24 protein-coding genes are annotated in these 22433 nt (G+C 58.9%); 12 read left to right on the plus strand and 12 right to left on the minus strand.

Annotated elements, in window-relative coordinates:
* Window position 1: 1 nt before the first annotated feature.
* From lspA to sppA, 6 genes are all read right to left on the minus strand, one after another.
* Window positions 2-490: a signal peptidase II gene (gene lspA / locus ACIQUH_RS21630; protein ID WP_400818785.1), complete on the minus strand. Its 489-nt coding sequence runs from the start codon at window positions 488-490 to the stop codon at window positions 2-4.
* Window positions 490-1350: an RNA methyltransferase gene (locus ACIQUH_RS21635; RefSeq protein WP_080810964.1), complete on the minus strand. Its 861-nt coding sequence runs from the start codon at window positions 1348-1350 to the stop codon at window positions 490-492. Before ACIQUH_RS21635 ends, lspA begins: the two co-directional genes overlap by 1 nt.
* On the minus strand, window positions 1347-2480 hold the full coding sequence (locus ACIQUH_RS21640) for a class I SAM-dependent methyltransferase (protein ID WP_400818788.1): 1134 nt from the start codon (window positions 2478-2480) through the stop codon (window positions 1347-1349). Before ACIQUH_RS21640 ends, ACIQUH_RS21635 begins: the two co-directional genes overlap by 4 nt.
* Window positions 2481-2571: 91 nt before the next feature.
* Complete coding sequence (locus tag ACIQUH_RS21645; protein WP_269341688.1) at window positions 2572-2913, minus strand: LapA family protein; 342 nt, start codon at window positions 2911-2913, stop codon at window positions 2572-2574.
* 66 nt (window positions 2914-2979) lie between these two features.
* Window positions 2980-3306, minus strand: a complete 327-nt coding sequence (locus ACIQUH_RS21650) for an integration host factor subunit beta (protein WP_219256707.1) — start codon at window positions 3304-3306, stop codon at window positions 2980-2982.
* A gap of 2 nt (window positions 3307-3308) precedes the next feature.
* Window positions 3309-4262: a signal peptide peptidase SppA gene (gene sppA / locus ACIQUH_RS21655; protein WP_400818916.1), complete on the minus strand. Its 954-nt coding sequence runs from the start codon at window positions 4260-4262 to the stop codon at window positions 3309-3311.
* A 234-nt stretch (window positions 4263-4496) separates the two neighbouring features.
* Here sppA and lptC point away from each other — a divergent pair, with 234 nt between their 5' ends.
* From lptC to ptsN, 6 genes are all read left to right on the plus strand, one after another.
* Window positions 4497-5162 (plus strand): LPS export ABC transporter periplasmic protein LptC, encoded by a 666-nt coding sequence (gene lptC, locus ACIQUH_RS21660; protein ID WP_400818918.1) that lies wholly within the window; start codon window positions 4497-4499, stop codon window positions 5160-5162.
* Window positions 5163-5175: 13 nt separating this feature from the next.
* Window positions 5176-5739 (plus strand): LptA/OstA family protein, encoded by a 564-nt coding sequence (locus ACIQUH_RS21665; protein WP_400818791.1) that lies wholly within the window; start codon window positions 5176-5178, stop codon window positions 5737-5739.
* 9 nt (window positions 5740-5748) lie between these two features.
* Complete coding sequence (gene lptB / locus ACIQUH_RS21670) at window positions 5749-6558, plus strand: LPS export ABC transporter ATP-binding protein (RefSeq protein WP_003520083.1); 810 nt, start codon at window positions 5749-5751, stop codon at window positions 6556-6558.
* 153 nt (window positions 6559-6711) lie between these two features.
* Complete coding sequence (gene rpoN / locus ACIQUH_RS21675; RefSeq protein ID WP_400818793.1) at window positions 6712-8262, plus strand: RNA polymerase factor sigma-54; 1551 nt, start codon at window positions 6712-6714, stop codon at window positions 8260-8262.
* Window positions 8263-8496: 234 nt separating this feature from the next.
* Window positions 8497-9069 (plus strand): ribosome hibernation-promoting factor, HPF/YfiA family, encoded by a 573-nt coding sequence (gene hpf / locus ACIQUH_RS21680; RefSeq protein ID WP_026363803.1) that lies wholly within the window; start codon window positions 8497-8499, stop codon window positions 9067-9069.
* Between the two features lie 82 nt (window positions 9070-9151).
* Window positions 9152-9613 (plus strand): PTS IIA-like nitrogen regulatory protein PtsN, encoded by a 462-nt coding sequence (ptsN, locus tag ACIQUH_RS21685; protein WP_003503792.1) that lies wholly within the window; start codon window positions 9152-9154, stop codon window positions 9611-9613.
* 82 nt (window positions 9614-9695) lie between these two features.
* On the opposite strand, the gene grpE is transcribed toward ptsN, so the two are convergent.
* Window positions 9696-10331: a nucleotide exchange factor GrpE gene (gene grpE, locus ACIQUH_RS21690; RefSeq protein ID WP_400818798.1), complete on the minus strand. Its 636-nt coding sequence runs from the start codon at window positions 10329-10331 to the stop codon at window positions 9696-9698.
* 113 nt (window positions 10332-10444) lie between these two features.
* Window positions 10445-11536 (minus strand): heat-inducible transcriptional repressor HrcA, encoded by a 1092-nt coding sequence (gene hrcA, locus ACIQUH_RS21695; RefSeq protein ID WP_400818800.1) that lies wholly within the window; start codon window positions 11534-11536, stop codon window positions 10445-10447.
* Window positions 11537-11671: 135 nt separating this feature from the next.
* On the opposite strand from hrcA, the gene rph reads away from it, so the two are divergent.
* Genes rph through hemW form a run of 3 tightly spaced genes read left to right on the plus strand, consistent with a single transcriptional unit; the run spans window position 11672 to window position 14255 of the window.
* A complete protein-coding gene (gene rph / locus ACIQUH_RS21700; RefSeq protein ID WP_065114696.1) occupies window positions 11672-12388 on the plus strand; it encodes a ribonuclease PH in 717 nt (238 codons plus the stop codon).
* Between the two features lie 17 nt (window positions 12389-12405).
* On the plus strand, window positions 12406-13050 hold the full coding sequence (rdgB, locus tag ACIQUH_RS21705) for an RdgB/HAM1 family non-canonical purine NTP pyrophosphatase (protein ID WP_400818802.1): 645 nt from the start codon (window positions 12406-12408) through the stop codon (window positions 13048-13050).
* A 5-nt stretch (window positions 13051-13055) separates the two neighbouring features.
* Window positions 13056-14255 carry a radical SAM family heme chaperone HemW gene (gene hemW / locus ACIQUH_RS21710; protein WP_006310172.1) on the plus strand — a complete coding sequence of 400 codons (1200 nt, stop codon included), beginning with the start codon at window positions 13056-13058 and terminating at the stop codon, window positions 14253-14255.
* Between the two features lie 70 nt (window positions 14256-14325).
* Here the strand turns inward: hemW and dnaA are convergent, their stop codons facing one another.
* The 4 genes from dnaA to mutM form a co-directional block, all read right to left on the minus strand.
* Window positions 14326-15786: a chromosomal replication initiator protein DnaA gene (gene dnaA, locus ACIQUH_RS21715; protein WP_400818805.1), complete on the minus strand. Its 1461-nt coding sequence runs from the start codon at window positions 15784-15786 to the stop codon at window positions 14326-14328.
* An 870-nt stretch (window positions 15787-16656) separates the two neighbouring features.
* Entirely contained in the window at window positions 16657-16923 is a 267-nt protein-coding gene (rpsT, locus tag ACIQUH_RS21720) for a 30S ribosomal protein S20 (RefSeq protein WP_269341670.1), read from the minus strand.
* Between the two features lie 195 nt (window positions 16924-17118).
* Window positions 17119-17880 carry an enoyl-CoA hydratase gene (locus ACIQUH_RS21725; RefSeq protein WP_400818922.1) on the minus strand — a complete coding sequence of 254 codons (762 nt, stop codon included), beginning with the start codon at window positions 17878-17880 and terminating at the stop codon, window positions 17119-17121.
* Between the two features lie 43 nt (window positions 17881-17923).
* Window positions 17924-18820: a bifunctional DNA-formamidopyrimidine glycosylase/DNA-(apurinic or apyrimidinic site) lyase gene (gene mutM / locus ACIQUH_RS21730; protein ID WP_400818807.1), complete on the minus strand. Its 897-nt coding sequence runs from the start codon at window positions 18818-18820 to the stop codon at window positions 17924-17926.
* A 143-nt stretch (window positions 18821-18963) separates the two neighbouring features.
* On the opposite strand from mutM, the gene ubiE reads away from it, so the two are divergent.
* The 3 genes from ubiE to ACIQUH_RS21745 all read left to right on the plus strand — a co-directional run bounded on the left by ubiE (window position 18964) and on the right by ACIQUH_RS21745 (window position 22430).
* Window positions 18964-19740 (plus strand): bifunctional demethylmenaquinone methyltransferase/2-methoxy-6-polyprenyl-1,4-benzoquinol methylase UbiE, encoded by a 777-nt coding sequence (gene ubiE, locus ACIQUH_RS21735; RefSeq protein WP_400818810.1) that lies wholly within the window; start codon window positions 18964-18966, stop codon window positions 19738-19740.
* A gap of 36 nt (window positions 19741-19776) precedes the next feature.
* Complete coding sequence (gene ubiB / locus ACIQUH_RS21740; RefSeq protein WP_400818812.1) at window positions 19777-21351, plus strand: 2-polyprenylphenol 6-hydroxylase; 1575 nt, start codon at window positions 19777-19779, stop codon at window positions 21349-21351.
* A 164-nt stretch (window positions 21352-21515) separates the two neighbouring features.
* Entirely contained in the window at window positions 21516-22430 is a 915-nt protein-coding gene (locus ACIQUH_RS21745; protein ID WP_400818814.1) for a sterol desaturase family protein, read from the plus strand.
* The last annotated feature ends 3 nt before the right edge of the window (window positions 22431-22433 follow it).

Consider the following 22433-nt stretch of genomic DNA (forward strand, 5'->3'; position numbering starts at 1 on the left):
TTTACTTTTTAGCCGCCCGGGCGTGCAGAAACTCGTCGAGAATGACGCAGGCTGCACCGATGGTTATGAAACTGTCAGCCAGATTGAACACCGCGAACGACCATGTCTGCGTGTGGAACAGGATATAGTCGATGACGTGACCGTAAAAAAAGCGGTCGAGAAGATTGCCGGCAGCACCCGCGATGATGAAGGCAAAACCGAGATGAGCGAAGGTGCGGTCAGCCGCCGTCTTGCGCCAGAGCCACAGAACGAAGACCACGATGACGAGGCGCATGCTGACGATGAACCAGCCGTGCATGTCCTCCAGCATCGAAAAGGCCACACCGAGATTGTATGTGCGGTAAAGCGCCAGAAACGGCATTACCGGAACCATCTCCTGCAGCGGCAGATAGGCCTCGACCAGCTGCTTGACGATCTGGTCCAGCACCAGTGCGGCAACGATCAGCGCAAAGGCCGGGCCGAATTTCGAGAACAACGCCGCTTTGGCCATTACGTCACCGGTGCAAGTTCGAGGAGATGTCGCCGTGCTTCAAACAGCATGACGGCGGTTGCGATGGCGAGGTTGAGACTATCGGCACGGCCCTGCTGGGGAATGCGCGCCAGCTGGTCCGCCTTGCCGGCCAGTTCCGGCGGCAGGCCGGATTGCTCGTTGCCCATCAAGATCACCACCGGTTTGCCGGCATAGTCGATCTTCCGATAATCCACGGAACCGGCAAGATGTGTGGCAACGACGCTGACATGAGCCGATTTTTTCCACGAGAGGAATTCCTCGACCGAAGCGCGGGCGACGGGCGTGGCAAAGACCGAGCCCATGGTGGCACGCACCGTTTCCAGCGAGAAGGGATCCGTGCAATCGCCCACCAGAATGACGCCCGAGGCGCCTGCTGCATCCGCCGTGCGGATGATGGTGCCGAGATTGCCGGGATCGCGCACACGGTCGAGCGCGATATAGGTCTCGCCCTTTTCCGGCCGGATATCCTTCAGCGGCTTCCATTTCTGTTCGAAAATACCGACGACCATCTGCGGATTGTCGCGGCGGGTGATCGAGGCGATGACCTTTTCGCTGACTTCGAGCACCAGACCGCCCGATGCGACGGTCTTTACCGCCGCCTGCTCCACCAGCGGCTTGCCCTTGGCGGCCTTGGCATAAACCAGCGTCTTGATCGTCCAGCCGAGTTCGAGCGCGTCGATGACCAGCTTCAGACCCTCAGCCATGAAGGTGCCGGTCTCTTCCCTGCCCTTTTTCTGGGTGAGCGCCTTGATGTCCTTGATGATGGGATTGGCAAGGCTCGTCACTTCCTTGACCTGGCCGACCCGGCGCGTGGTGTTTTCGCGCATGTCCTTCGTCATTTCGGCTCCCAGCGGCTGAACAGCGATGTGGAAAGCACGCGGCCCGGCGTCTTGCCGTCAAGCCCGGCCTCGCGAATGACCAGTTCGCCGGATGCGACGACACCGCCGGCACCGCGCATGGTTTCGCGCATCAGCTCATGCATCGAATAGAAGCTGGCCCGGATGGAATAGGCCGTCAGCACCAGACCGAGCGCCTTGGGTGAGAGGATTTCCCGGCAGATATCGAGCATCAGCGGCAGATGGTCGAACAATTGCCAGACTTCACCATGGGTGCCGCGGCCGAATTTCGGCGGGTCGGTGAGGATGATGTCGTAGGTATTGCCGCGGCGTTCTTCCCGCTGGATGAACTTCATCGCGTCTTCGCAAATCCAGCGGATCGGCGCCTGTTCGAGCCCGGCGAGCGCCTGATTTTCCTTCGCCCAGCCGATCGCCTTCTTGGAGGCGTCGACATGGGTGACTTCGGCACCAGCCGCCGCCGCAACCAGCGAGGCGACGCCGGTGTAACCGAACAGGTTGAGCACTTTCAGCGGCCGGTCGGCCGTCTCGACGGCATGTTTCAGCCATTCCCAATGCACGATCTGTTCCGGAAAGACCCCGACATGCCGAAACGCCGTGAAGCGTCCAAGAAAATCAACACCCAGCAGGGACAATGGCCAGGTTTCGCCCAGCGCCGCCTTTGGAAAGCGCCAGCGGCCCATACCGTCTTCATCCGTATCGCCGGTAAAGATGGCATCGGCATTCTGCCACACGCGGTCGGGAACGGAAGGCTGCCAGAGAGCCTGCGCCTCCGGACGGACGATACGGTAATCGCCATATTGTTCGAGCTTCAGGCCGTTGCCGCTGTCGATGAGGTGAAAATCACCCGCGCCACTCGATTCCAGAATGACGGGAACCTGTTCTGCGGGCAATTCTCCGGTGCGCTGCTTGAGGGGACGCGGAGGCACCTGCTCAAGGGCGGGCGCTGCGGTAACCTTTTCCTTCGGCGTGGCTTTCGGCACGCTACGCACCGCATCGGGCTCGCGCTTTTTCGGCGCGGCATCCGCACGGCGTGCCGGCTTTGCGGCATGAACCTGTTTTTTTTCGCTCCCGGCGCGCGCGCGATTGCCCGGCCGGCTGTCTTTTTTCTTCAATGGAATCTTTCCGCTTCTGCCCGCGTGTTATTGCGCAGCAAATAGCATTACACGCGGCACTCGCCTAGAGCCGGAACAAATGTCGGCGCCATCACTTTGCCGGGAGCTGTCCCGCATGCGGCGGCTGTCCGGTAGCGGCGGCTTTCTGGCGGTTCGCTTCCTCGTGCCAGCGGACGGCCTCTTTCGCTTCGATACGGGCGCGTTTGCGATGTTTGCCCTGGGCGAACCAGGTGGCCGCCGACCCCAGCAGAACACCAGAAATGACCGCCAGAAACAGGAAGACGAAAAATGGCGCGGTGAAGGACAGCACGCCATCTTCCGGTCGGAACGGATTGAGCGCCAGCGTCACGGACTGACGATTGGCCACGCACAGGATGACGAGGATGATCGCCAGCGGAAGCAGGATGATGAGGTTGATGATTTTTTTCGACATCCGACAATACTCCATCGCTGCGGGCGTTCCGCCGGCTCCTTTTCAGTCGCCCGGCGTCAAGAACGATCAATCGTCCTCTTCGTCGCCCATACCCGGGTTCAGCCGCTCGCGCAGTTCCTTGCCCGTCTTGAAGAAAGGCACCCATTTTTCCTCGACGAAAACCGACTCACCCGTGCGCGGGTTCCGGCCCGAGCGGGACGGACGGTTCTTCACCGAAAATGCGCCGAAACCGCGAAGCTCGACACGATTTCCCGCCGCCAGGGCATCGGTGATTTCATCCAGCACCGCATTGACGATGTTTTCCACGTCGCGGTGATAAAGGTGCGGGTTACGCGCAGCAACGATCTGCACCAGTTCAGACTTGATCACGGTTGCCCCCTGAAAGAATTGGATTTTTAACGCGGCTCAACCTGCCAAACGGAAACAAGACCGTCAAGAAACAACTTGTCCGCACCGAGCTGGCTGGGGCCTGCGAAGGGAATTAAATCGTCATATCCCAGAAGTTTCGCTATTTGCGCAACACTGAAAAGCGCAAAAGGCGAACGGGACGACGGCGCACGCCATTCGACGATCGGCAAATCCTTGGCCACACCACGGGTTTCGAAATAGCTGCGAACTTCCTTTTCGCCGCCGAGCGTGTCGACCAGCTTGTTGGCGAGCGCCTGCCTGCCGGTGAAAATCGACCCATCCGCCAGTTTCAGCACGTCTTCGCGCGGCAACTTGCGGCGATCTGCCACAAGATCGACGAACCAGCCGTAGCTATCCATCACCATGGCACGGATCATCGTCTTCGCCTCCTCCGGCGCCTCGTGGAAAGGCGAAGGCTCCGCCTTCATCGGTGACGACTTGATTTCCTGCAGCGAGACGCCGAGCTTTTCCATAAGCTGGCCAAGCTGGGGGTACTGGAAGATAACGCCGATCGAGCCGGTGATGGAGGTTTCGCCGGCGACAATGACATCGCCTGCCGACGCGATCATATAACCTGCGGAAGCGGCGAGCGTGCGTACATCCGAGACAACCGGCTTCTTTTCCGCGACGCCTCTGATGGCCTTGAAGATGCGCTCACCGCCATAGGTGGTGCCGCCCGGCGAGGAAATCGAAACGATCAGGCCTTTGACATTGTCGCTCTTGGCGATCTTGTCGAGCCGCTCAAGAAGTTCGGTATTGTCGGTGATCAGGCCGGAGATCTCGATGCGGGCAATATGGGGCTTCGCACTTTGCTGCGGTCCATCCCATAAAAACCGGTAAAGGCCGAAGGCGCCGGCGACGAGCAGGAGAACGGCGGCAATCCGCCAGAAAGTCAGCTTGCGGCGCAACCGCCTGCGATCCGCTATCGCCATATTGTCCATAGAAACCTCTGTCATCCGCTCTTGCGCTTCAGGCCATATGGTTCTTCTAACGCGAAGCCGCAAGGAAACAATAAGGAAACCAGAATTACGATAAAATTCGCATTTCCCTTGCACCTCTCCAGACAAAAACCATATTGGCAGGACAAAGCACTCGTGCCAAACACATTTAGATAGATACACAAGCTTCGATTGCGCGCCAGAATGGCGCCGGGGAAGCATTCCGGACCCACTCTTATGCTCGAAAGACTCCGCGAACCCGCGCCAGCATTTTCGCTGCCCAATGACCAGAACGGCGCCTATGACACCGCGCTGAGGCATTCTGCGCGCGTGAAGCGGCTCAAAATCATTCTGCCGCTCAGCGCGGCGATCATTTCGCTCGCCTTCATCGCTGTTTCCGTCATCCGAACCTGGGCGCCCGACGAGGTCTCGCTTGAAAGCGCGCGAATTGAAGACGGCAAGATTGTGATGGAAAAACCTGCCGTTGCCGGCCGCAACGAGAAGGGGATCGATTATTCCATGAACGCCGACCGTGCGTTGCAGGACATCGCCAACCCCAATCTCATGACGCTTGAGAAAGTTCTGGCGGCAGTGCCTGTCAATGACAGCGTCGCGCAGGTGATCGCCCAGGAAGGCATTTTCGACCGGGCGACCAACACGCTGAAGATGACCGCACCTTTTGACATCAATCTCAGCAATGGCATACAAGCGAAGTTCCAGTCTGCGGATGTCGATCTGAAGGCCGGAAAAATGAGCAGCAAAGAGCCGGTTTCAATCAAAACAAACGACGGCTCGATTGTTGCGCAATCGATTGACATCGCCGATAATGGCAAGACAATTACATTTTCGGGGCAGGTACGGGCACGTATCGCTGCATCCAATATCAAGAATGAAGGCAAGTGAGAGCCCGGTCCAGATGATGCAAATTTCCCGTCCCATTTCCCTTGGCAAATCCGCAGGCCGTGCAGCCGCAGGTCTTGTGTTTTCTTGTCTTGCAACTGTGGCTTTCGCCCAGAACACCACCAGCAACATGCAGGGCGTCAAGCTCTCCGGCGACCAGCCGATCGCGATTGAAAGCGATCAGCTCGAGATTCGCGATCAGGAGCGCAAGGCCTATTTCACCGGTAATGTGAAGGTTGTGCAGGGTACGACCACCCTTCAGGCCGGCAAGATGACGGTGAACTACAAGGGCGAAGGTTCCTCGCTCACCAGTGGCGACGCCAATATCGAAAAAATCTTCGTCGACAATAATGTCTACCTGACGTCCGAGACCCAGAAGGCGACGGCCGATCACGGCGAATTCGACATGGCGGCGCAGACCTTCATTCTCACCGGCAAGCAGGTTGTGCTGTCCGAGGGCACGAATGTCTTCACCGGCTGCAAGCTCACCGTTCTGATGAATACGGGGCAGGCCAAGCTCGAAAGCTGCGGCGGCCCTGTCCGGATCATGCTCGATCCGAAATCGCAGAAAAAACAGTAGTCTTTCCTCGTGAAGATACCCTCGATCTCAAAGATATTCGGCGGCGGGCGCAGCCGATCCGCGGACGCGGCCTCGCCGGCGGACAAGACCCCCTATCAGGGCACGCTGATCGCGCATGGCCTGACGAAGACGTATAATACCCGTCGTGTCGTCAATGGCGTCTCGCTGGTCGTACGCCGTGGAGAAGCCGTTGGGCTGCTTGGCCCGAACGGCGCCGGCAAGACCACCTGTTTTTACATGATCACGGGGCTGGTGCCCGTCGATACCGGCAAGATCGCCATCAACGGCAATGATGTGACGACCATGCCGATGTACAGGCGTGCCCGTCTCGGCGTCGGCTACCTGCCGCAGGAAGCTTCGATTTTCCGCGGACTGACGGTTGAGGAAAACATCCGCGCCGTGCTGGAAGTACATGAGCCGGACGCAGCCAAGCGCAACCGCAAGCTCGATGAGCTTCTGGAAGAGTTCCACATCGCGCAGCTGCGCAAATCGCCTGCCGTGGCGCTTTCGGGTGGCGAGCGGCGTCGTCTGGAAATTGCGCGCGCGCTGGCGACCGATCCGACGTTCATGCTGCTGGATGAACCCTTCGCGGGCGTCGATCCGATTTCGGTCAGCGATATTCAGAATCTTGTCAGGCACCTGACGGCGCGTGGCATTGGCGTTCTCGTAACTGACCATAATGTCCGTGAAACGCTCGGCCTCATCGACCGCGCCTATATCATCCATGCCGGCGAAGTGCTGACGCATGGACGTCCTGACGACATCGTCAACAATCCGGACGTACGCCGTCTCTATCTCGGCAATAATTTCAGCCTTTGAAGTATAGGGCGCGAAAGATTCTTCATCGCGCCCCACCCTGACGCTTGACCAAACAAGATAAAAAAGCAATTTTTGGGCCAAGTTCTGCCGTCTCAGCAAAATTTCTGGAAAATCAGGCGGCAGAGAAGCTTTAAGGGGAGTTTCGCGTCCGCCATGGCATTGTCTGCCAGCCTTTTGCTGCGTCAAAACCAGTCTCTCGTGATGACACCGCAACTGATGCAGTCCATCCAGCTGCTTCAGATGACGCATTTCGAGCTGACGCAGTTCATCGCGCAGGAGGTGGAGCGTAACCCGTTGCTGGAAATTGCGGCAAACGATGGCGATTTGAGCAGCGATGCCCCGGTGGAGACGGAGAGTTTCGGCGACGCGGATGGCGAAGGCTCGGAAAGATCCGCCACGGTGACGTCCGACAGCGACGACTGGTATGGCGACCGCGCCGCAAATCTCGGCGAGCAACTGGACACCAGCTTCGAAAACGTCTTTCCGGATGATGGCGAGCCGAGAAAAGCCGATGCGCCCGAACTGGCCGGCCAATGGAAATCCATGCCGGGACAGGAGTCGGGGGAAAGCTACGATCTCGACGACTTCGTCGCGGCCAGACAGAGCCTTAGCGATCATCTCTATCAGCAACTGCCGCTCGCCATATCCGCAGCCGAGGACAGGATGATTGCCGATGCGCTGATCGGCCAGCTCGATGAGACCGGTTATATCGCCGCCGATGCCGTCGACGACGTCGCCGAACGGCTGGGTGCGGCCCCATCGGTGGTCGAGCACGTTCTGAAGACGCTTCAGGGTTTTGATCCGCCGGGCATCTTTTCCCGTTCCTTGAGCGAATGTCTGGCGATCCAGCTCGCGCAGAAGGACCGGCTCGACCCGGCCATGCGGGTTTTTGTCGATAATCTCGAGCTTCTGGCGAAACGCGATTTCGCCTCCTTAAAAAAACTCTGCGGCGTCGATGAGGAAGACCTTCTCGACATGCTGGCGGAAATCCGCACGCTCAACCCACGCCCTGGTGCCGGTTACGACTCGATGGTTTCGGAAACCATCGTCCCTGACATCATCGTCCGCCCCTCCTCCGCCGGTGGCTGGCTGGTGGAGATCAATCCCGACACCCTGCCGCGCGTGCTCATCAACCAGAGCTACTTTGCGGAGGTTTCAAAACACAAGGCGCGTGCAGGAGAGGATCAGGATTTTCTGTCCGAATGCATGCAGACGGCCCATTGGCTGACCCGCAGCCTCGACCAGCGCGCCCGGACGATCATGAAGGTGGCGAGCGAAATCGTGCGCCAGCAGGATGCCTTCCTCGTCAACGGCGTTGATCAATTGCGCCCGCTGAACCTGAAGACGGTGGCCGACGCCATCAAGATGCATGAATCCACCGTCAGCCGGGTGACGTCGAAGAAATACATGCTGACGCCGCGGGGGCTGTTCGAGCTCAAATATTTCTTCAGCGTGTCGATCAGCGCCGTTGAAGGCGGCGACAGCCATTCGGCGGAAGCGGTGCGCCACCGCATCAAGGCCATGATCGCGCAGGAGGCCGCCGAGGCGGTCCTTTCGGACGACGATATCGTCGACAATCTGAAAAAGGGCGGCATCGATATCGCCCGCCGCACCGTCGCCAAATATCGCGAGGCGATGAACATTCCCTCTTCCGTTCAGAGGCGCCGGGAAAAGAAGGCACTGGCCAAGCTTTCCGCCTTCTGAGCAATGAACCCGATCACGTTTATAGCGGTTTTTTGCCGCACCATTGACTCTTGCCACGCCAAGGGCTAGAAGCCCGCCGCACACGTAAGCAAGGTCATTTGTAACGGATTCACCTCCACCGTCCATGGGCGTAAAATTCGAATGAGGGCTTTTTAAGGTCTTCGAAACGCTTGGATGCGCGCGCGGCTTGACGTAAGCTGGTACTCGCAAATCACTACAAAAAGGAAAATTTCCATGAGTGTGCGTGTATCTGGTAAACATATGGAGATCGGTGAATCTTTCCGTCAGCGGATCGAGGACAATATAGGTCTGGCAGTTACCAAATACTTCGATGGGGGGTATTCAGGCCAGGTAACCGTGGAGAAGTCCGGATCGCGTTTTGCCGCCGATTGCAAGCTGCATCTCGATACGGGCGTTGTATTGCATGCGGCGGGTCAGGCGAATGATCCGCAAGCCAGCTTCGACGCTGCCGCAGAGCGGATCGAGAAGCGCCTGCGTCGTTACAAGCGCAAGCTCAAGGACCACCACAATGGTTCGAATGGCGTGTCGCAGGAAATCGCCTATACGGTGATGGATGCTATTCCCGATGAGGACCACGAGGTCCCCGAGGACTACGCACCCACCATTGTGGCGGAGAGTTCGAAACAGATTAAAACCATGTCAGTCGCCAGCGCCGTGATGGCGCTCGACATGACCGACGAGCCGGTTCTGCTGTTCCGCAGCCCCGGCAAGGAATATCTCAACATCGTCTATCGGCGTCATGACGGCAATATTGGCTGGATCGACGCGGAAACGATCAAGAGCTGAACAGTCTGACAAGACGTGGGAGGCAGGGCGCAAAAGCGCATCTGCCTCCTGCATCGTCTCGATGGCATGAAGGAAAAAGAGAATGGCGTTGGCAGATTTGCTGCAACAAGATGCGATTATTCCCGCCCTCAAGGTGAATTCCAAAAAGCAGTTGCTTCAGGAGCTGGCCGCAAAGGCAGCCAGAATTACCGGAGTCTCGGAACGGGAAGTTTTCGACGTCATCCTCCAGCGTGAGAAACTCGGCTCCACCGGTGTGGGCCATGGCATTGCCATTCCGCATGGCAAGCTCAACAGCATTCATCAGATCACCGGTGTTTTCGCGCGCCTTGAAACGCCGGTCGATTTCGAAGCCCTGGACGACCAGCCGGTCGATCTGGTTTTCCTGCTGCTCGCGCCAGAAGGCGCCGGCGCGGATCACCTGAAGGCGCTGTCGCGCATTGCGCGGGCGCTACGCGACCCCGAGCTGGTGGCCAAGCTGCGCGCCACCGATTCCGACACCGCAATCTACGCTTTCCTCAATCAGGAGCAGGCGACGGCGGCTTGATCGCGGTGTAACTCCCTTCAGTTTAACGGCAATAAAAAACGCGCCCGGAAGGCGCGTTTTTTATGTCGTAGGGATAGATGCGTCACGCATCCTTTTCATTGAGAGACGATGTGCCCGGCTCGGCCGATGCCGCGGTCTCCGCCTTCGGGCCGCCCTTGGCTACACCGACCATGGCGGGACGCAGAACGCGGTCACCAATGGTGAAGCCGGCCTGAACCACCTGCAGCACGGTATTGTTGGGAACCGCCGTGTTCGGAATTTCAAACATGGCCTGATGGAAATTCGGGTCGAATTTCTGGCCCTCGGCGTCGATCTTCCTCACGCCATGGCGTTCCAGTGTCGACAGCATCGAGCGCTCGGTCATCTCGACACCCTCGATCAGGCCGTTGAGACCGGCTTCGCCATTGGTCTTGAGTTCGTCCGGAATGGCTTCCAGCGCGCGGCGAAGATTATCGGAAACGGCGAGCATGTCGCGCGCGAAACCGGCCAGCGAATAGGCCTTGGCGTCCTTGACATCACGTTCCGTGCGACGGCGAAGATTGTCCATCTCGGCCGCAAGGCGCAGGAATTTGTCGCGCAGATCGGCATTTTCGGCTTTCAGCAGTTCGACCGGATCGGGTTCGGCAGCATCGATCGGCTCTTCCCCGGCAAGCGCGGGTTCGACAAACTCTTCGGCGACGTCCGCGTCAGGTCCGGGCTTTTTTGTATCGTCGGTCATGACGTTCTCCAGATTTGAATGTTGTTGGTTGCGCCCGATATCGAGCTTTGACGGGCAAAAATCAAGGCTTGCGGTGAAAAGCTTGCCGCATTCTCTGACCTTGCAGGTGTGTCCTATCTCTGTTTGCGGGAAAGGCGCGCCATGATCTGCGCGGTGTAATCCACCATCGGCACGATACGGGCATAGTTCAGCCTGGTCGGCCCGATGACACCCACGGCACCCACGACACGATTGTCCTCATCGCGATAGGGCGCGACGATGAGAGAGGAACCGGAGAGCGAAAACAGCTTGTTTTCAGAGCCGATGAAAATCCTGACCCCCGATCCGGTTTCGGCGAGATTGAGGATCTCGATCAGATTTTCCTTGCGCTCGAGATCGTCGAACAGCATGCGTACCCGATCGATATCTTCCTCACCGGCCAGGCCCTCGAGCAGGTTGGAGCGGCCGCGCACGATAAGCCGGCCGAGCTTGCCTTCCTCATTGTCGCCGGCCCATACCGCGAGACCACGTTCCACGAGATCCTGCGCCAGCATGCCGAGTTCCGATTGCAGCTCCGCACGTTGCGTCTGAAACTGACCGCGCAGCTCCTGCAGCGTCTGGCCGGAGAGATGGGCGTTGATGAAATTCGCAGCCTCGGTCAATTGCGAGGAGGAAATGCCTGAAGGCAATTCGATGATGCGGTTTTCGACCTGATTGTGGTCGCCAACCAGCACGGCGAGCGCCTTGGTAGGCTCCAGCCTGATGAATTCGACATGTTTGAGGATGACATCATTCTTGGCCGTCAGCACGAGGCCAGCGCCGCGCGACATGCCTGAAAGCATGCGGCTCGCTTCCGTCAACAAGCCTTCCAGCGATTGTTCGTGGCCGGCGACCGGCCCGATCTGCCGGTCGATAGTCGCTCTTTCCTCCGCCGGCAGATCGCCCACCTGCATGAAGGCATCAACGAAGAAGCGCAGCCCCGTCTGCGTGGGCAGGCGCCCGGCGCTGATATGCGGCGAATAGATGAGACCGAGTTCCTCAAGGTCGCTCATGACGTTGCGGACGGAGGCCGGGGAAAGCGACATCGGTAAAAGCCGCGACAGGCTGCGCGATCCGAGCGGCTCGCCCGTATCGAGATAACCCTCAACGATGCGCCGGAAAATTTCCCGAGACCGTTCATCCAGCAATGATGCCTGATCTTTTGATAGCGGTGCGGAAAAACCCATTTCGTCCGTTCTTTGTCGTTCAAACCAGCTCGCATCAATATAATGCGTTGCAACGCCGCGGCAAAATGGAAATTGGCTTTGCAAAAGCCCGGAGCGCACCTTAGAAGGCAGGAACCAACATGGAGAGTGGATCATATGCGGCCTTCAGGCAGAAAAACCGACCAGATGCGCAAGGTTTCCTTCGAGCGCAATTTCTCGAAACATGCCGAAGGCTCCTGTCTCGTGAAATTCGGCGACACGCATGTGCTCGTCACCGCCAGCCTTGAGGAAAAGACGCCGCCATGGCTGCGCAACAGCGGCAAGGGCTGGGTCACCGCCGAATACGGCATGCTGCCGCGCTCCACCCATGAGCGCATGAAGCGCGAAGCCGCCGCCGGCAAGCAGGGTGGCCGCACCCAGGAAATCCAGCGCCTCATCGGCCGCTCGCTGCGCGCCGTTGTCGACCTTCAGGCACTTGGCGAACGCCAGATCAGCATCGACTGCGATGTCATCCAGGCCGATGGCGGCACCCGCACGGCCTCCATCACCGGCGCATGGATTGCGCTCCACGATTGCCTGAAATGGATGGAAACCCGCAACATGATCAAGGTCGAGAAGGTTCTGAAGGACCATATCGCCGCGATCTCCTGCGGTATCTTCGCCAACCAGCCGGTGATCGATCTCGATTATCTGGAAGACTCTTCCGCCGAAACCGACGCGAATTTCGTCATCACCGGCTCCGGCGGCATCGTCGAGGTGCAGGGAACGGCGGAAGGCGCGCCCTTCTCCGAGGAAGAATTCCTGACGCTGCTCGGTCTTGCCAAGGCCGGATGCAGCGAACTGGTTGCCCTTCAGAAACAGGCGATTGCCTGAGCCGACAGGAAAGTACCATGCGCAAGCTCGATACCAGAACGATCGTCGTCGCCAGCCATAACAAGGGCAAGATCGCCGAAATCGCCGATCTGATCGGGCCTTTCGGTTTCTCCGCCAAATCGGCGGCGGAGCTGAACTTCTCGGAGCCGGATGAGACGGGCACCACCTTCGAGGAAAATGCCGCCATCAAGGCGCTCGCCTCCGCGAAGGCATCGGGTCTTCCGGCTTTGTCCGACGATTCCGGTCTGGTCATCGATGCGCTTGACGGTGCGCCTGGCGTCTATACCGCCAATTGGGCGGAGACGGCCGACGGTACGCGCGATTTCGCCATGGCGATGCAGAAGGTCGAGGATGCGCTGGCCGAGCGTGGCGCATCGAAGCCGGAAGATCGTACCGGTCGCTTCGTCAGCGTGCTGTGCCTGGCCTGGCCGGATGGGCATGTCGAATATTTCCGTGGCGAGGTGGAAGGCACGGTGGTATGGCCGCCGCGCGGAACGAGCGGTTTCGGTTATGATCCCGTCTTTAAACCCGAGGGATACGACACCACATTCGGCGAAATGAGCGCGGATGAAAAACACGGCTGGAAACATGGCGACGCCTTCGCACTGTCGCACCGCGCCCGGGCGTTCAAAAAATTCGTAGAAACCTGCCTGGAGGCATGAACCCGATGGTCGGGGAGCACCAACTTTCTGCCCCCGGCGCATCGCTTCTGCCGGATACGGGCGATCCCGGTTTCGGGATCTATCTGCACTGGCCCTTTTGCGCGGCCAAATGCCCCTATTGCGATTTCAACAGCCATGTCCGCCACCGGCCGGTGGATCAGGAACGGTTTACCGCGGCCTTTCTCCGTGAAATGGAACATATGCGGACGCTGAGCGGCCCGCGCGTGGTCACCAGCATCTTCATGGGCGGCGGCACGCCATCGCTGATGGACCCGCAGACGGTTGGCGCGCTGCTGGATGGCATCTCGCGCTTCTGGCATGTGCCTGATGGCATCGAGATCACCATGGAAGCCAATCCTTCCAGCGTCGAGGCCGAACGGTTTCGCGGTTACCGGGCGGCAGGCGTCAATCGTGTCTCGCTCGGCGTGCAGGCTCTGAACGACCGGGACCTGAAATTCCTCGGCCGCCTGCATGATGTTGCCGACGCCCTGAAAGCCATCCGGCTGGCGCGGGAGATTTTTCCGCGCATGTCCTTCGATCTCATCTATGCCCGTCCGAACCAGACGGTGGCCGAATGGGACGCCGAACTGAAGGAGGCTGTCTCTTATGCTGTCGACCATCTGTCGCTCTATCAGCTGACCATCGAAGAGGGCACGCCCTTTTACGGGCTGCACAAGGCCGGCAAGCTCATCGTGCCGGATGGCGAACACTCGGCCGTGCTCTATGAAGCGACGCAGGAAATCACCGAGCGTTACGGCATGCCGGCCTATGAGGTTTCCAACCACGCCCGGCCGGGCGCCGAAAGCCGCCATAACCTCACCTACTGGCGGTATGGCGATTACGCCGGCATCGGCCCCGGTGCGCATGGACGCCTGACACGTGGCGCTTCCAAGCTCGCCACCGCCACCGAGCGGCACCCCGAGACCTGGCTCGAAACCGTTGAGCGGGAAGGCCATGGCATGGTCGATCAGGAATTGCTCGGTGTCGATGAACAGGCTGATGAATTGCTGCTGATGGGCCTTCGCCTGCGCGAGGGCATCGATCTCGCCCGCTGGAGCGATCTTTCCGGCCGTGACCTCGACCCGGAAAAGGAGGAGTTTCTCCTCCAGCACGGTTTCGTGGAAAGGCTCGGCAATTCCCGCCTGCGCTGCACCCCTTCCGGCATGCTTATTCTTGATGCCGTGGTGGCCGATCTCGCCTGCTGAGGCCAGCGCCACCCGGCTTGAACCCGATAAACGAGAATTCAATAAAAAAGCGGCCCGAAGGCCGCTTTTTTCATGCGTTGTTTTCGTTGATCAGGCGTTTCAGCAGCTCAACCTCGTGGCCGAGCTTCGTATCGCCCGAAATCAGTTCCTCGATCTTGCGCACCGCATGCAGAACCGTGGTGTGATCGCGACCACCGAAACGGCGACCGATCTCCGGGAAGGAGCGCGGCGTCAGCATCTTGGCCAGATACATGGCGATCTGGCGCGGCTTGACGATGACGCGGGTGCGGCGGTTGGACACCAGTTCCTGCCGCGACACATTATAGTGCTTGGCAACGATGCGCTGAATATCCTCGATGCGCACACGCTTTGCCTCACCCGTCCCAACAAGATGCGACAGCAGCTCATCCACGCGGTCCACCGAGAGGTTCGGCTCGAAAGAGCGACGGAACATCAGCTGGTTGAAGGCACCTTCGAGTTCGCGACCGCTTGCCGTTACGCTTTTCGCCACATGGGTGAGGATTTCGTCGGAAATCTCGAAGGACGGATCGTCCTGACGTGCAGAGCCGAGGCGGCGGTTGAGCATTTCATAACGCATGTCGTAATCGGGACCTTCGATCTCGATCGCCATGCCGCCCTGAAGACGGGAACGAACACGCGGATCGAGCGATTCCAGCTCCCAGGGCGCACGGTCAGCCGCAACCACGACCTGCTTGGCGCTGTCGAGCAGCATGTTCAGCAGGTGGCAGAATTCGTGCTGGATCATCTTGCCCTGCAGGAACTGCATGTCGTCGATGACGAGCAGGTCGATATTGCGCAGCGTGTCCTTCAGCGTCAGCGCGTCATTGTCGCGGATCGCAGTCGCGAAACGCCACATGAAATATTCAGCCGTCAGATAGACCACGCGCGGATTGCGCGGGCTGTCGATGGCAGCATTGGCGATTGCCTGCAGCAGATGCGTCTTGCCGAGGCCGACACCCGCATGAATGAACAGCGGGTTGAAGCGCACGGCACCGGCACCGGCTTCGGCGATCGTCTTTGCGGCCGCAAGCGCGACGCGGTTGGACGAGCCTTCGACAAAGGTATCGAAGGTGAAACGTGTGTCGAGCGGCGAACCGAAGAGTGGCCCGGAACCGCCCTGACGCAGGGTCGCCTGCGAAGCCGCAGGCTGCGCGGCAGGTGTCGCGGGCTGCGACGGAATGAAGGACTTGTTACGCGAAGCCGCACCGATCTCCTGAACGGGCTGCGCCCGTTCCTCAGCCTGCGCCGGACGAACCGGGCGGCTCGCCGAGCGGACAAGAATCTCCACCTTCAGCACATCCGGATCCTCGCTCTGGACGAGGTTGGTGATCAGGTCCATGTAACGGTTGTTGATCCAGGACTTCAGAAAGGTCGTCGGAACGGTAAAACGGACGACGCTTTTCGAAACGGAATGGAGTTTGAGCCGTGCGAACCAGCTTGCATAGACCTCCGGACCAACCTGTGCCTTGAGCCGCGCGCTAAAACGTTCAAACAGCGCATCGTGCGTCATTGCCGATTTGTCCCCTGCCGCATCTGAGCAAGCTGCATCACATGCCTTTGGTGCGCGGTCCCCATCAGCCACCGCACCCATCGCCAAATTCAATTGCATATTGCCGCCTTTCAAATTGCCAATCATAGCCTGACGATCAAAGATCGACCGCCAGGGATCCCCCTCGTTTATTTCTGCCCCCAGCGTTCCCCTCGAAAGAACGTCAAAGGCGACTACTCGTTTGCGAGTCGGTTATCCCATTTCCCTCCCCCTCATGGAGAGGCCTGCGACACGCTAAAAACGCTCCTTTCGTTACAACCTTAAGGCGCATTCTTGAGGACAAAAAACTCCAGCCCGTTCCGGAGACCGAAACGGCACAAAAAGCTCCATGACCTGAAAAAACGGACCTCGAAAGACCCGCCAGCAAGAAGGTGAATATCGTCGATACGATCATCGAGATAATCTGTGGACTGAGATCCGCACCCCTTGTTGAAATGCATTTAGGCAGGATCGTGGGGAGAGATCAATGGCGTTTTTTCTGCAAAAACTCAGATCGGCCATTGACTCACAAAGGCCGTTTTGCATCACCGATGAGGTGCGAAGCAGAATCGCTTATGAATCAATGAGATTCAATTTTGGCAATTTTTGAGAGCTGATTTTGGCAAAAAAATAAAAATCTTCTTGACTCAAAACTAGCCGCGACTTCCGTAGAGAAAGCCCTCGAGTTTTCCAGAGACCTCCAACAAGTCATTGTTTTTACTGAAATTTTCCTGTCGTCCATCTGACACGCGTTTGTCACGTTACGGCAGCAATGGTTAACGGGCAGTTAGAATCACAAAAAGCCCGGTCAAAAGACCAGGCTTTTTGAATAATTATTTGTGATTAGCCGGATTAGGCGGAAAGAGCCTTAACGCGCTGCGCGAGACGCGACACCTTGCGGGATGCGGTGTTGCCATGCAGAACGCCGCGGGTAGCTGCGCGCTGAATCTCGGGCTGAGCTGCCTTCAGAGCTTCGGTGGCGATTGCGAGATCGCCGGTAGCGATTGCTTCCTCGACCTTGCGGATGAAGCCGCGAACGCGCGAACGGCGAGCCTTGTTGACTGCGGTACGGCGAGCGATCTTGCGGGTCGCCTTTTTCGCCGAAGTTGTATTGGCCATGTATGCCTCTCTTCGAATTCAAACCAAATTCCGCAACCATAGGATCGGGTCGTTCGAAGACCTCACGTAACCCAAGAATGCGGGAGTAATTTCGGACAAGCCGGATGGCTTTCCTTAACCGTGGGCGGGCATATACCGCTAAAGCGCACCCCCGTCAACGCGCAAAACGCTTAAAAGCGCCGATATTCCGAATCCTTAGCGATTCCGGAAAGCGGGTTTGCGCTTTTCAACGAAGGCGGCCATGCCCTCCTTTTGATCCACTGTCGCAAAGAGCGACTGGAAGGCACGTCTTTCATATCTCAGTCCTTCCGCAAGCGGCACCTCAAAGGAGCGATTGACGCTTTCCTTGGCCATCAGAACGGAAGCACGCGACAACGAGGCAATGCGGGTTGCGGCCTCCACCGCCACCTCCATGAGATCTGCAGCCGGCACGATCCGCGACACGAGGCCGGCGCGCTCGGCTTCCGCCGCATCCATCATACGGCCGGTCAGAACGAGGTCCATGGCCTTCGCCTTGCCCACCGCCCGGGTCAGCCGCTGTGAACCGCCCATTCCGGGAATGACACCGAGGGTGATTTCCGGCTGGCCGAACTTCGCCGTATCCGAAGCGATGATGAAGTCACACATCATCGCCAGTTCACAGCCGCCGCCGAGCGCAAAGCCGGAAACGGCAGCTATGACCGGCTTGCGGGTGGCCGCAACCTCGTCCCAGCCGCCGAGAAAGTCGCCGACATAGGCATCGACAAAATCCAGCCCCTGCATTTCCTTGATGTCAGCGCCTGCGGCAAATGCCTTTTCCGAACCGGTGATGATGATGGCGCCAATGGAATCATCGGCGGAGAATGAAGACAGAATGTGCCGCAGCTCTTTCAGAAGCACCGAATTGAGGGCGTTGAGCGCCTTGGGGCGGTTGAGCGTGATGACGCCCACCTCATCGCGTTTCTCGACCAGTATCATTTCATAGTCCACGGCAATCTCCCCTTCCGGCACTCCGGCTCCGTTACTTCTGGCAGGCGGCGCAATAAAAGGTCGAACGACCGGCCTGCACCACCCTCTCAACCGTACCCCCGCAGCCGGGTGTCCGGCAAGGCTGGCCTTCCTGATCGTAGACCGAAAAGGAATGCTGGAAATAACCGAGCGTTCCATCCGTCTGTATATGGTCGCGCAGGGAGGAGCCGCCGGCAGCGATGGCATCGGCAATCACGTCGCGGATTCTCTCCGTCAGATCGCTGAGCTGCGCTTTGGGCTTGCCGCCTTTCGTCACCAGCGTCCCCGCCGCCCGCAAGGGCGAAAGATGGGCGCGCCACAGCGCCTCGCAGACATAGATATTGCCGAGGCCGGCAATGACCTTCTGGTCCAGAAGCGTGGATTTCAGGGGCTGGCTTTTGCCCTCAAACCGGCTTGCCAGATAATCTGCGCTCAGCGCATTACCCGTCGGCTCCGGTCCAAGCTCCGCGAAAGCGGGGTAAAGATCGAGCTTGTTGCGCTCCACCAGATGCATGAAACCGAAGCGGCGCGGATCGTTATAGATGACGCAGACGCGTTCCTCTCCCTTATCCAGATGAAAGACGACATGGTCATGCTTGCCGTCTTTCGAGCGGGCATAATGAAACGCGCCGGGCGCTTCGCCGCCCTCGCCCTTTTCCGCCTCGATGCGGAACGAGCCGGACATGCCGAGATGGGACACGATCGTCAGCCCGCCCTCCAGCTCGATGAGAAGATATTTCGCCCTGCGCCCGAGCGATATGATCGTCTTTCCCTCAATGAGCCCTGCGAAATCCGCAGGAAACGGAAAACGCAGATCGGGGCGGCCGAGATGGAGCTTGCGGACCCTTGCACCTTCCATGGCGGGTGCGAGGCCGCGTCTGACGGTTTCGACTTCTGGCAATTCTGGCATCTGGCTTATCCGGCAGTTTATCGTTAGGACCATGTGGTCTATACAGTGCACGCGAAATGTCGCGCCCAGGCGATGCGGCAACAGATAGCGTTGCCATGGCGTTTCCGCTATGGTCCGCCACGCAATAAATATGGAGACAGACGATGACCGACGCCCGTACGACCGCCCAAGGCGGCATGGAAACGTCCTATGGCTTTCACAAGGTGGACGAAGGCAAGAAGCAGGGGCTGGTCAACGAAGTCTTCCACAAAGTGGCCAAACGCTACGACATCATGAATGACGTGATGTCGGCCGGCCTGCACCGGCTGTGGAAAGACGCCATGGTCTCTTCGCTTTCGCCACGCAAGGACGCGTCCTATAAGGTTCTGGACGTTGCGGGCGGCACCGGCGATATCGCCTTCCGCATCATCGAAGCGTCCAACCGTCTGGCGCATGCCACCGTTCTCGACATTAACGGCTCGATGCTGGCCGTCGGCGAAGAACGTGCGGCAAAAAAGAAGCTCTCCGACAATCTGACCTTCGTGGAGGCCAATGCCGAGGAACTGCCTTTCGAGGCAAACAGTTTCGATGCCTATACGATCGCATTCGGCATTCGCAACGTGCCGCGCATCGATGTTGCGCTGAAGGAGGCGCACCGTGTGTTGAAGCGTGGCGGACGGCTGCTGGTGCTGGAATTTTCCGAGGTCGAAATGCCGCTACTTGACCGCGTTTATGACGCCTGGTCGTTCAATGCCATTCCGCAATTCGGCAAGATGATCACGGGTGACGCCGAGCCCTATCAATATCTGGTCGAATCGATCCGCAAATTCCCCAATCAGGAAGACTTCGCGACGATGATCCGCTCGGCCGGCTTCTCCCGCGTGACCTATACCAATTACACCGGCGGCATCGCCGCCCTGCATTCCGGCTGGAAGCTCTAAGACCATGGCCGGCAGACGCAGGAGACAAGCATAAGCATGAGTACTTTGGGCGCATATTTCCGCCTCGCAAGGGTTGGCTGGGTTCTCGTGCGCGAAGGCGTCGTGCTGGCCCTGCCGTCCGATGACCTGCCTGCTCCCGCCCAATTATTGAAAGCGGCGCTGAAGCCCTTCGCCCGCAGCAAGGCGAAACGGGCGCAGCGCAGCGACCGGCTGGCCGTGGCTGTCGAGCGGCTTGGGCCTTCTTATGTGAAAATGGGCCAGTTTCTTGCCACCCGTCCGGATGTGGTGGGTGCCGACTTCGCCGACGATCTCGCGAGCCTTCAGGACCGCATGGCCTTTTTCCCGGCGGCCGCGGCGAAGGCCAATATCGAGGGCTCGCTCGGACGGTCGGTGTCCGATCTCTACAGGGAATTCGGCGATCCGATCGCCGCCGCCTCCATCGCCCAGGTGCATCCGGCCATGGTGGATACGCCGAAGGGACCGCGCAAGGTGGCCGTCAAGGTCATTCGCCCCGGCGTGCGCCAGCGTTTCCAGAACGATCTTGAGGCGATGTATCTGATCGCCGACCTGCAGCAGCGTTTCGTCCGCTCCGCGCGCCGGCTGCGCCCCGTCGAGGTGACACGCACGCTGGAGCAGACGACCAAGATCGAGATGGATCTGCGGCTCGAGGCCGCCGCGCTTTCCGAACTCGCGGAGAACACCAAGGACGATCCCGGATTCCGAGTTCCGGAGGTGGATTGGGAACGCACCGGCCGCGATGTCGTCACCATGGAGTGGATCGACGGCGTCAAGATGTCGGATATCGAGGGGCTGAAGGCGGCGGGCCACGACCTGAACAAGCTGGCCGACACGCTGATCCAGTCCTTCCTGCGGCACACGCTGCGCGACGGTTTTTTCCATGCCGACATGCATCCCGGCAATCTCTTCGTTGACGCTCAGGGCGAGATCGTCGCCGTGGATATGGGCATTGCCGGACGTCTCGGCAAAAAGGAGCGCCGCTTCCTTGCCGAAATTCTCTACGGCTTCATTACCCGCGATTACATGCGCGTGGCGGAAGTGCATTTCGAGGCCGGTTACGTGCCGAGCCACCACGACAAAGCCAGCTTCGCCCAGGCGATCCGCGCCATTGGCGAACCGATCCACGGCCAGCCGGCCGAGACGATCTCCATGGGCAAGCTTCTGACCCTGCTGTTTGAAGTGACCGAGCTTTTCGACATGGAAACGCGCCCGGAACTTGTCATGCTGCAAAAAACGATGGTGGTGGTGGAAGGCGTGTCGCGCATGCTCAACCCGCGCTTCAACATGTGGAAGGCGGCCGACCCGGTTGTCGGCGGCTGGATCCGTGACAATCTCGGTCCCAAACGCATCGCCACGGATCTGAAGGACGGGTTGAAGGCGGCCCTCAAGCTTGCCGAAGCCGCACCGGAGATTGCCGCCAAGACGGAGAAGCTGCATTCCGAGTTGATGTATATGAGCGAAAACGGCCTGCGTTTCGACGCGCAGACGGCGGAAGCCATCGGCAAGGCGGAAGCGCGCCATACCAAATGGGGACGGATCGCTCTCTGGGTTATTGCGCTGACGCTTCTCTATATCGCAATCAGGGTCAGCTGAGCATCTCGGCGCCGCCCTGTGCCATGTTGGTGTAACGTATTGAAGCGATAAGGGCCTGATCTTTAATCAAGACAGGTCATCGATGCGGGTAAGGGCTGCTTTGATGCCTGCGCGGAATTGCGCCGGCGGTAGAGACGAATGATGCCGGACGGGATTTGATTTTGATGGCAAAAGCGCAAGTACTGAAGGAAGTCCTTTCCTATTCTTCCTGGCCACTGGTGTTCGTTGGCGGCCTCGTGGGGTCCTATTTCGCGTTCACCAGCAGCCATCCGATCGCGGCCTTTCTGGCCGTTTATGCGGGTGCGGTTCTGAGCCTGTTTCTTCTTGAGCGCTATATTCCCTATGAAGTCGAATGGCTTGAGGGTGACGGCGAGACTATCAACAGCATCGGCCACACGCTTTTGACGAAGGGGCTCGTGCAACTCGCTGCCGCTGCGGCGGCAATCTTCCCGATGGTGGCCGCCAATGTTCTGCAGCCGCTGGCGGCGATGCGCTTCGACCTGTGGCCGTCTCATCTGCTTGTCATCGTCCAGGTCGCGCTTGCGGTGACGATTGCCGAATTCGGTCTCTACTGGGCCCACCGCATCGCGCATGAGACCGTGTTTTTCTGGCGCTTCCACGCCCTGCATCACAGCGTCGTGCGGCTTTGGGTCGTCAATACGGGTCGGTTCCATGTGGCTGACTCGCTGTTCAAGATCGCGCTCAGCCAGATTCCGCTCTATTTCATGGGTGCGCCGCTACAGGTTTTCTGGTGGCTGGGCGCCGTGACCGCCTTCATCGGCATTTTGACCCATTGCAATGTCGATATGAAAACGGGGCCGCTCGATTACGTGTTCAGCACCCCACGCCTGCACCGCTGGCACCATTCGAAACAGCTTCCGGAAGGCAACACCAATTACGGCGAAAATCTCGTCATCTTCGATCTGATCTTCGGCTCCTATCATAACCCCGATCGGCCCTCTTCCACCGATATTGGCATCAAGGGTGAGATCGCAAAAGGATTTCTGCCGCAACTCCTGCAGCCCTTCACCAAGGAAGGCGTGCGCCAGATCATCGGCAAGGACAAGAAGATCAACTGACGG

It is taken from the genome of Agrobacterium sp. NPDC090283 (assembly GCF_044769685.1).
Lineage (GTDB): Bacteria > Pseudomonadota > Alphaproteobacteria > Rhizobiales > Rhizobiaceae > Agrobacterium.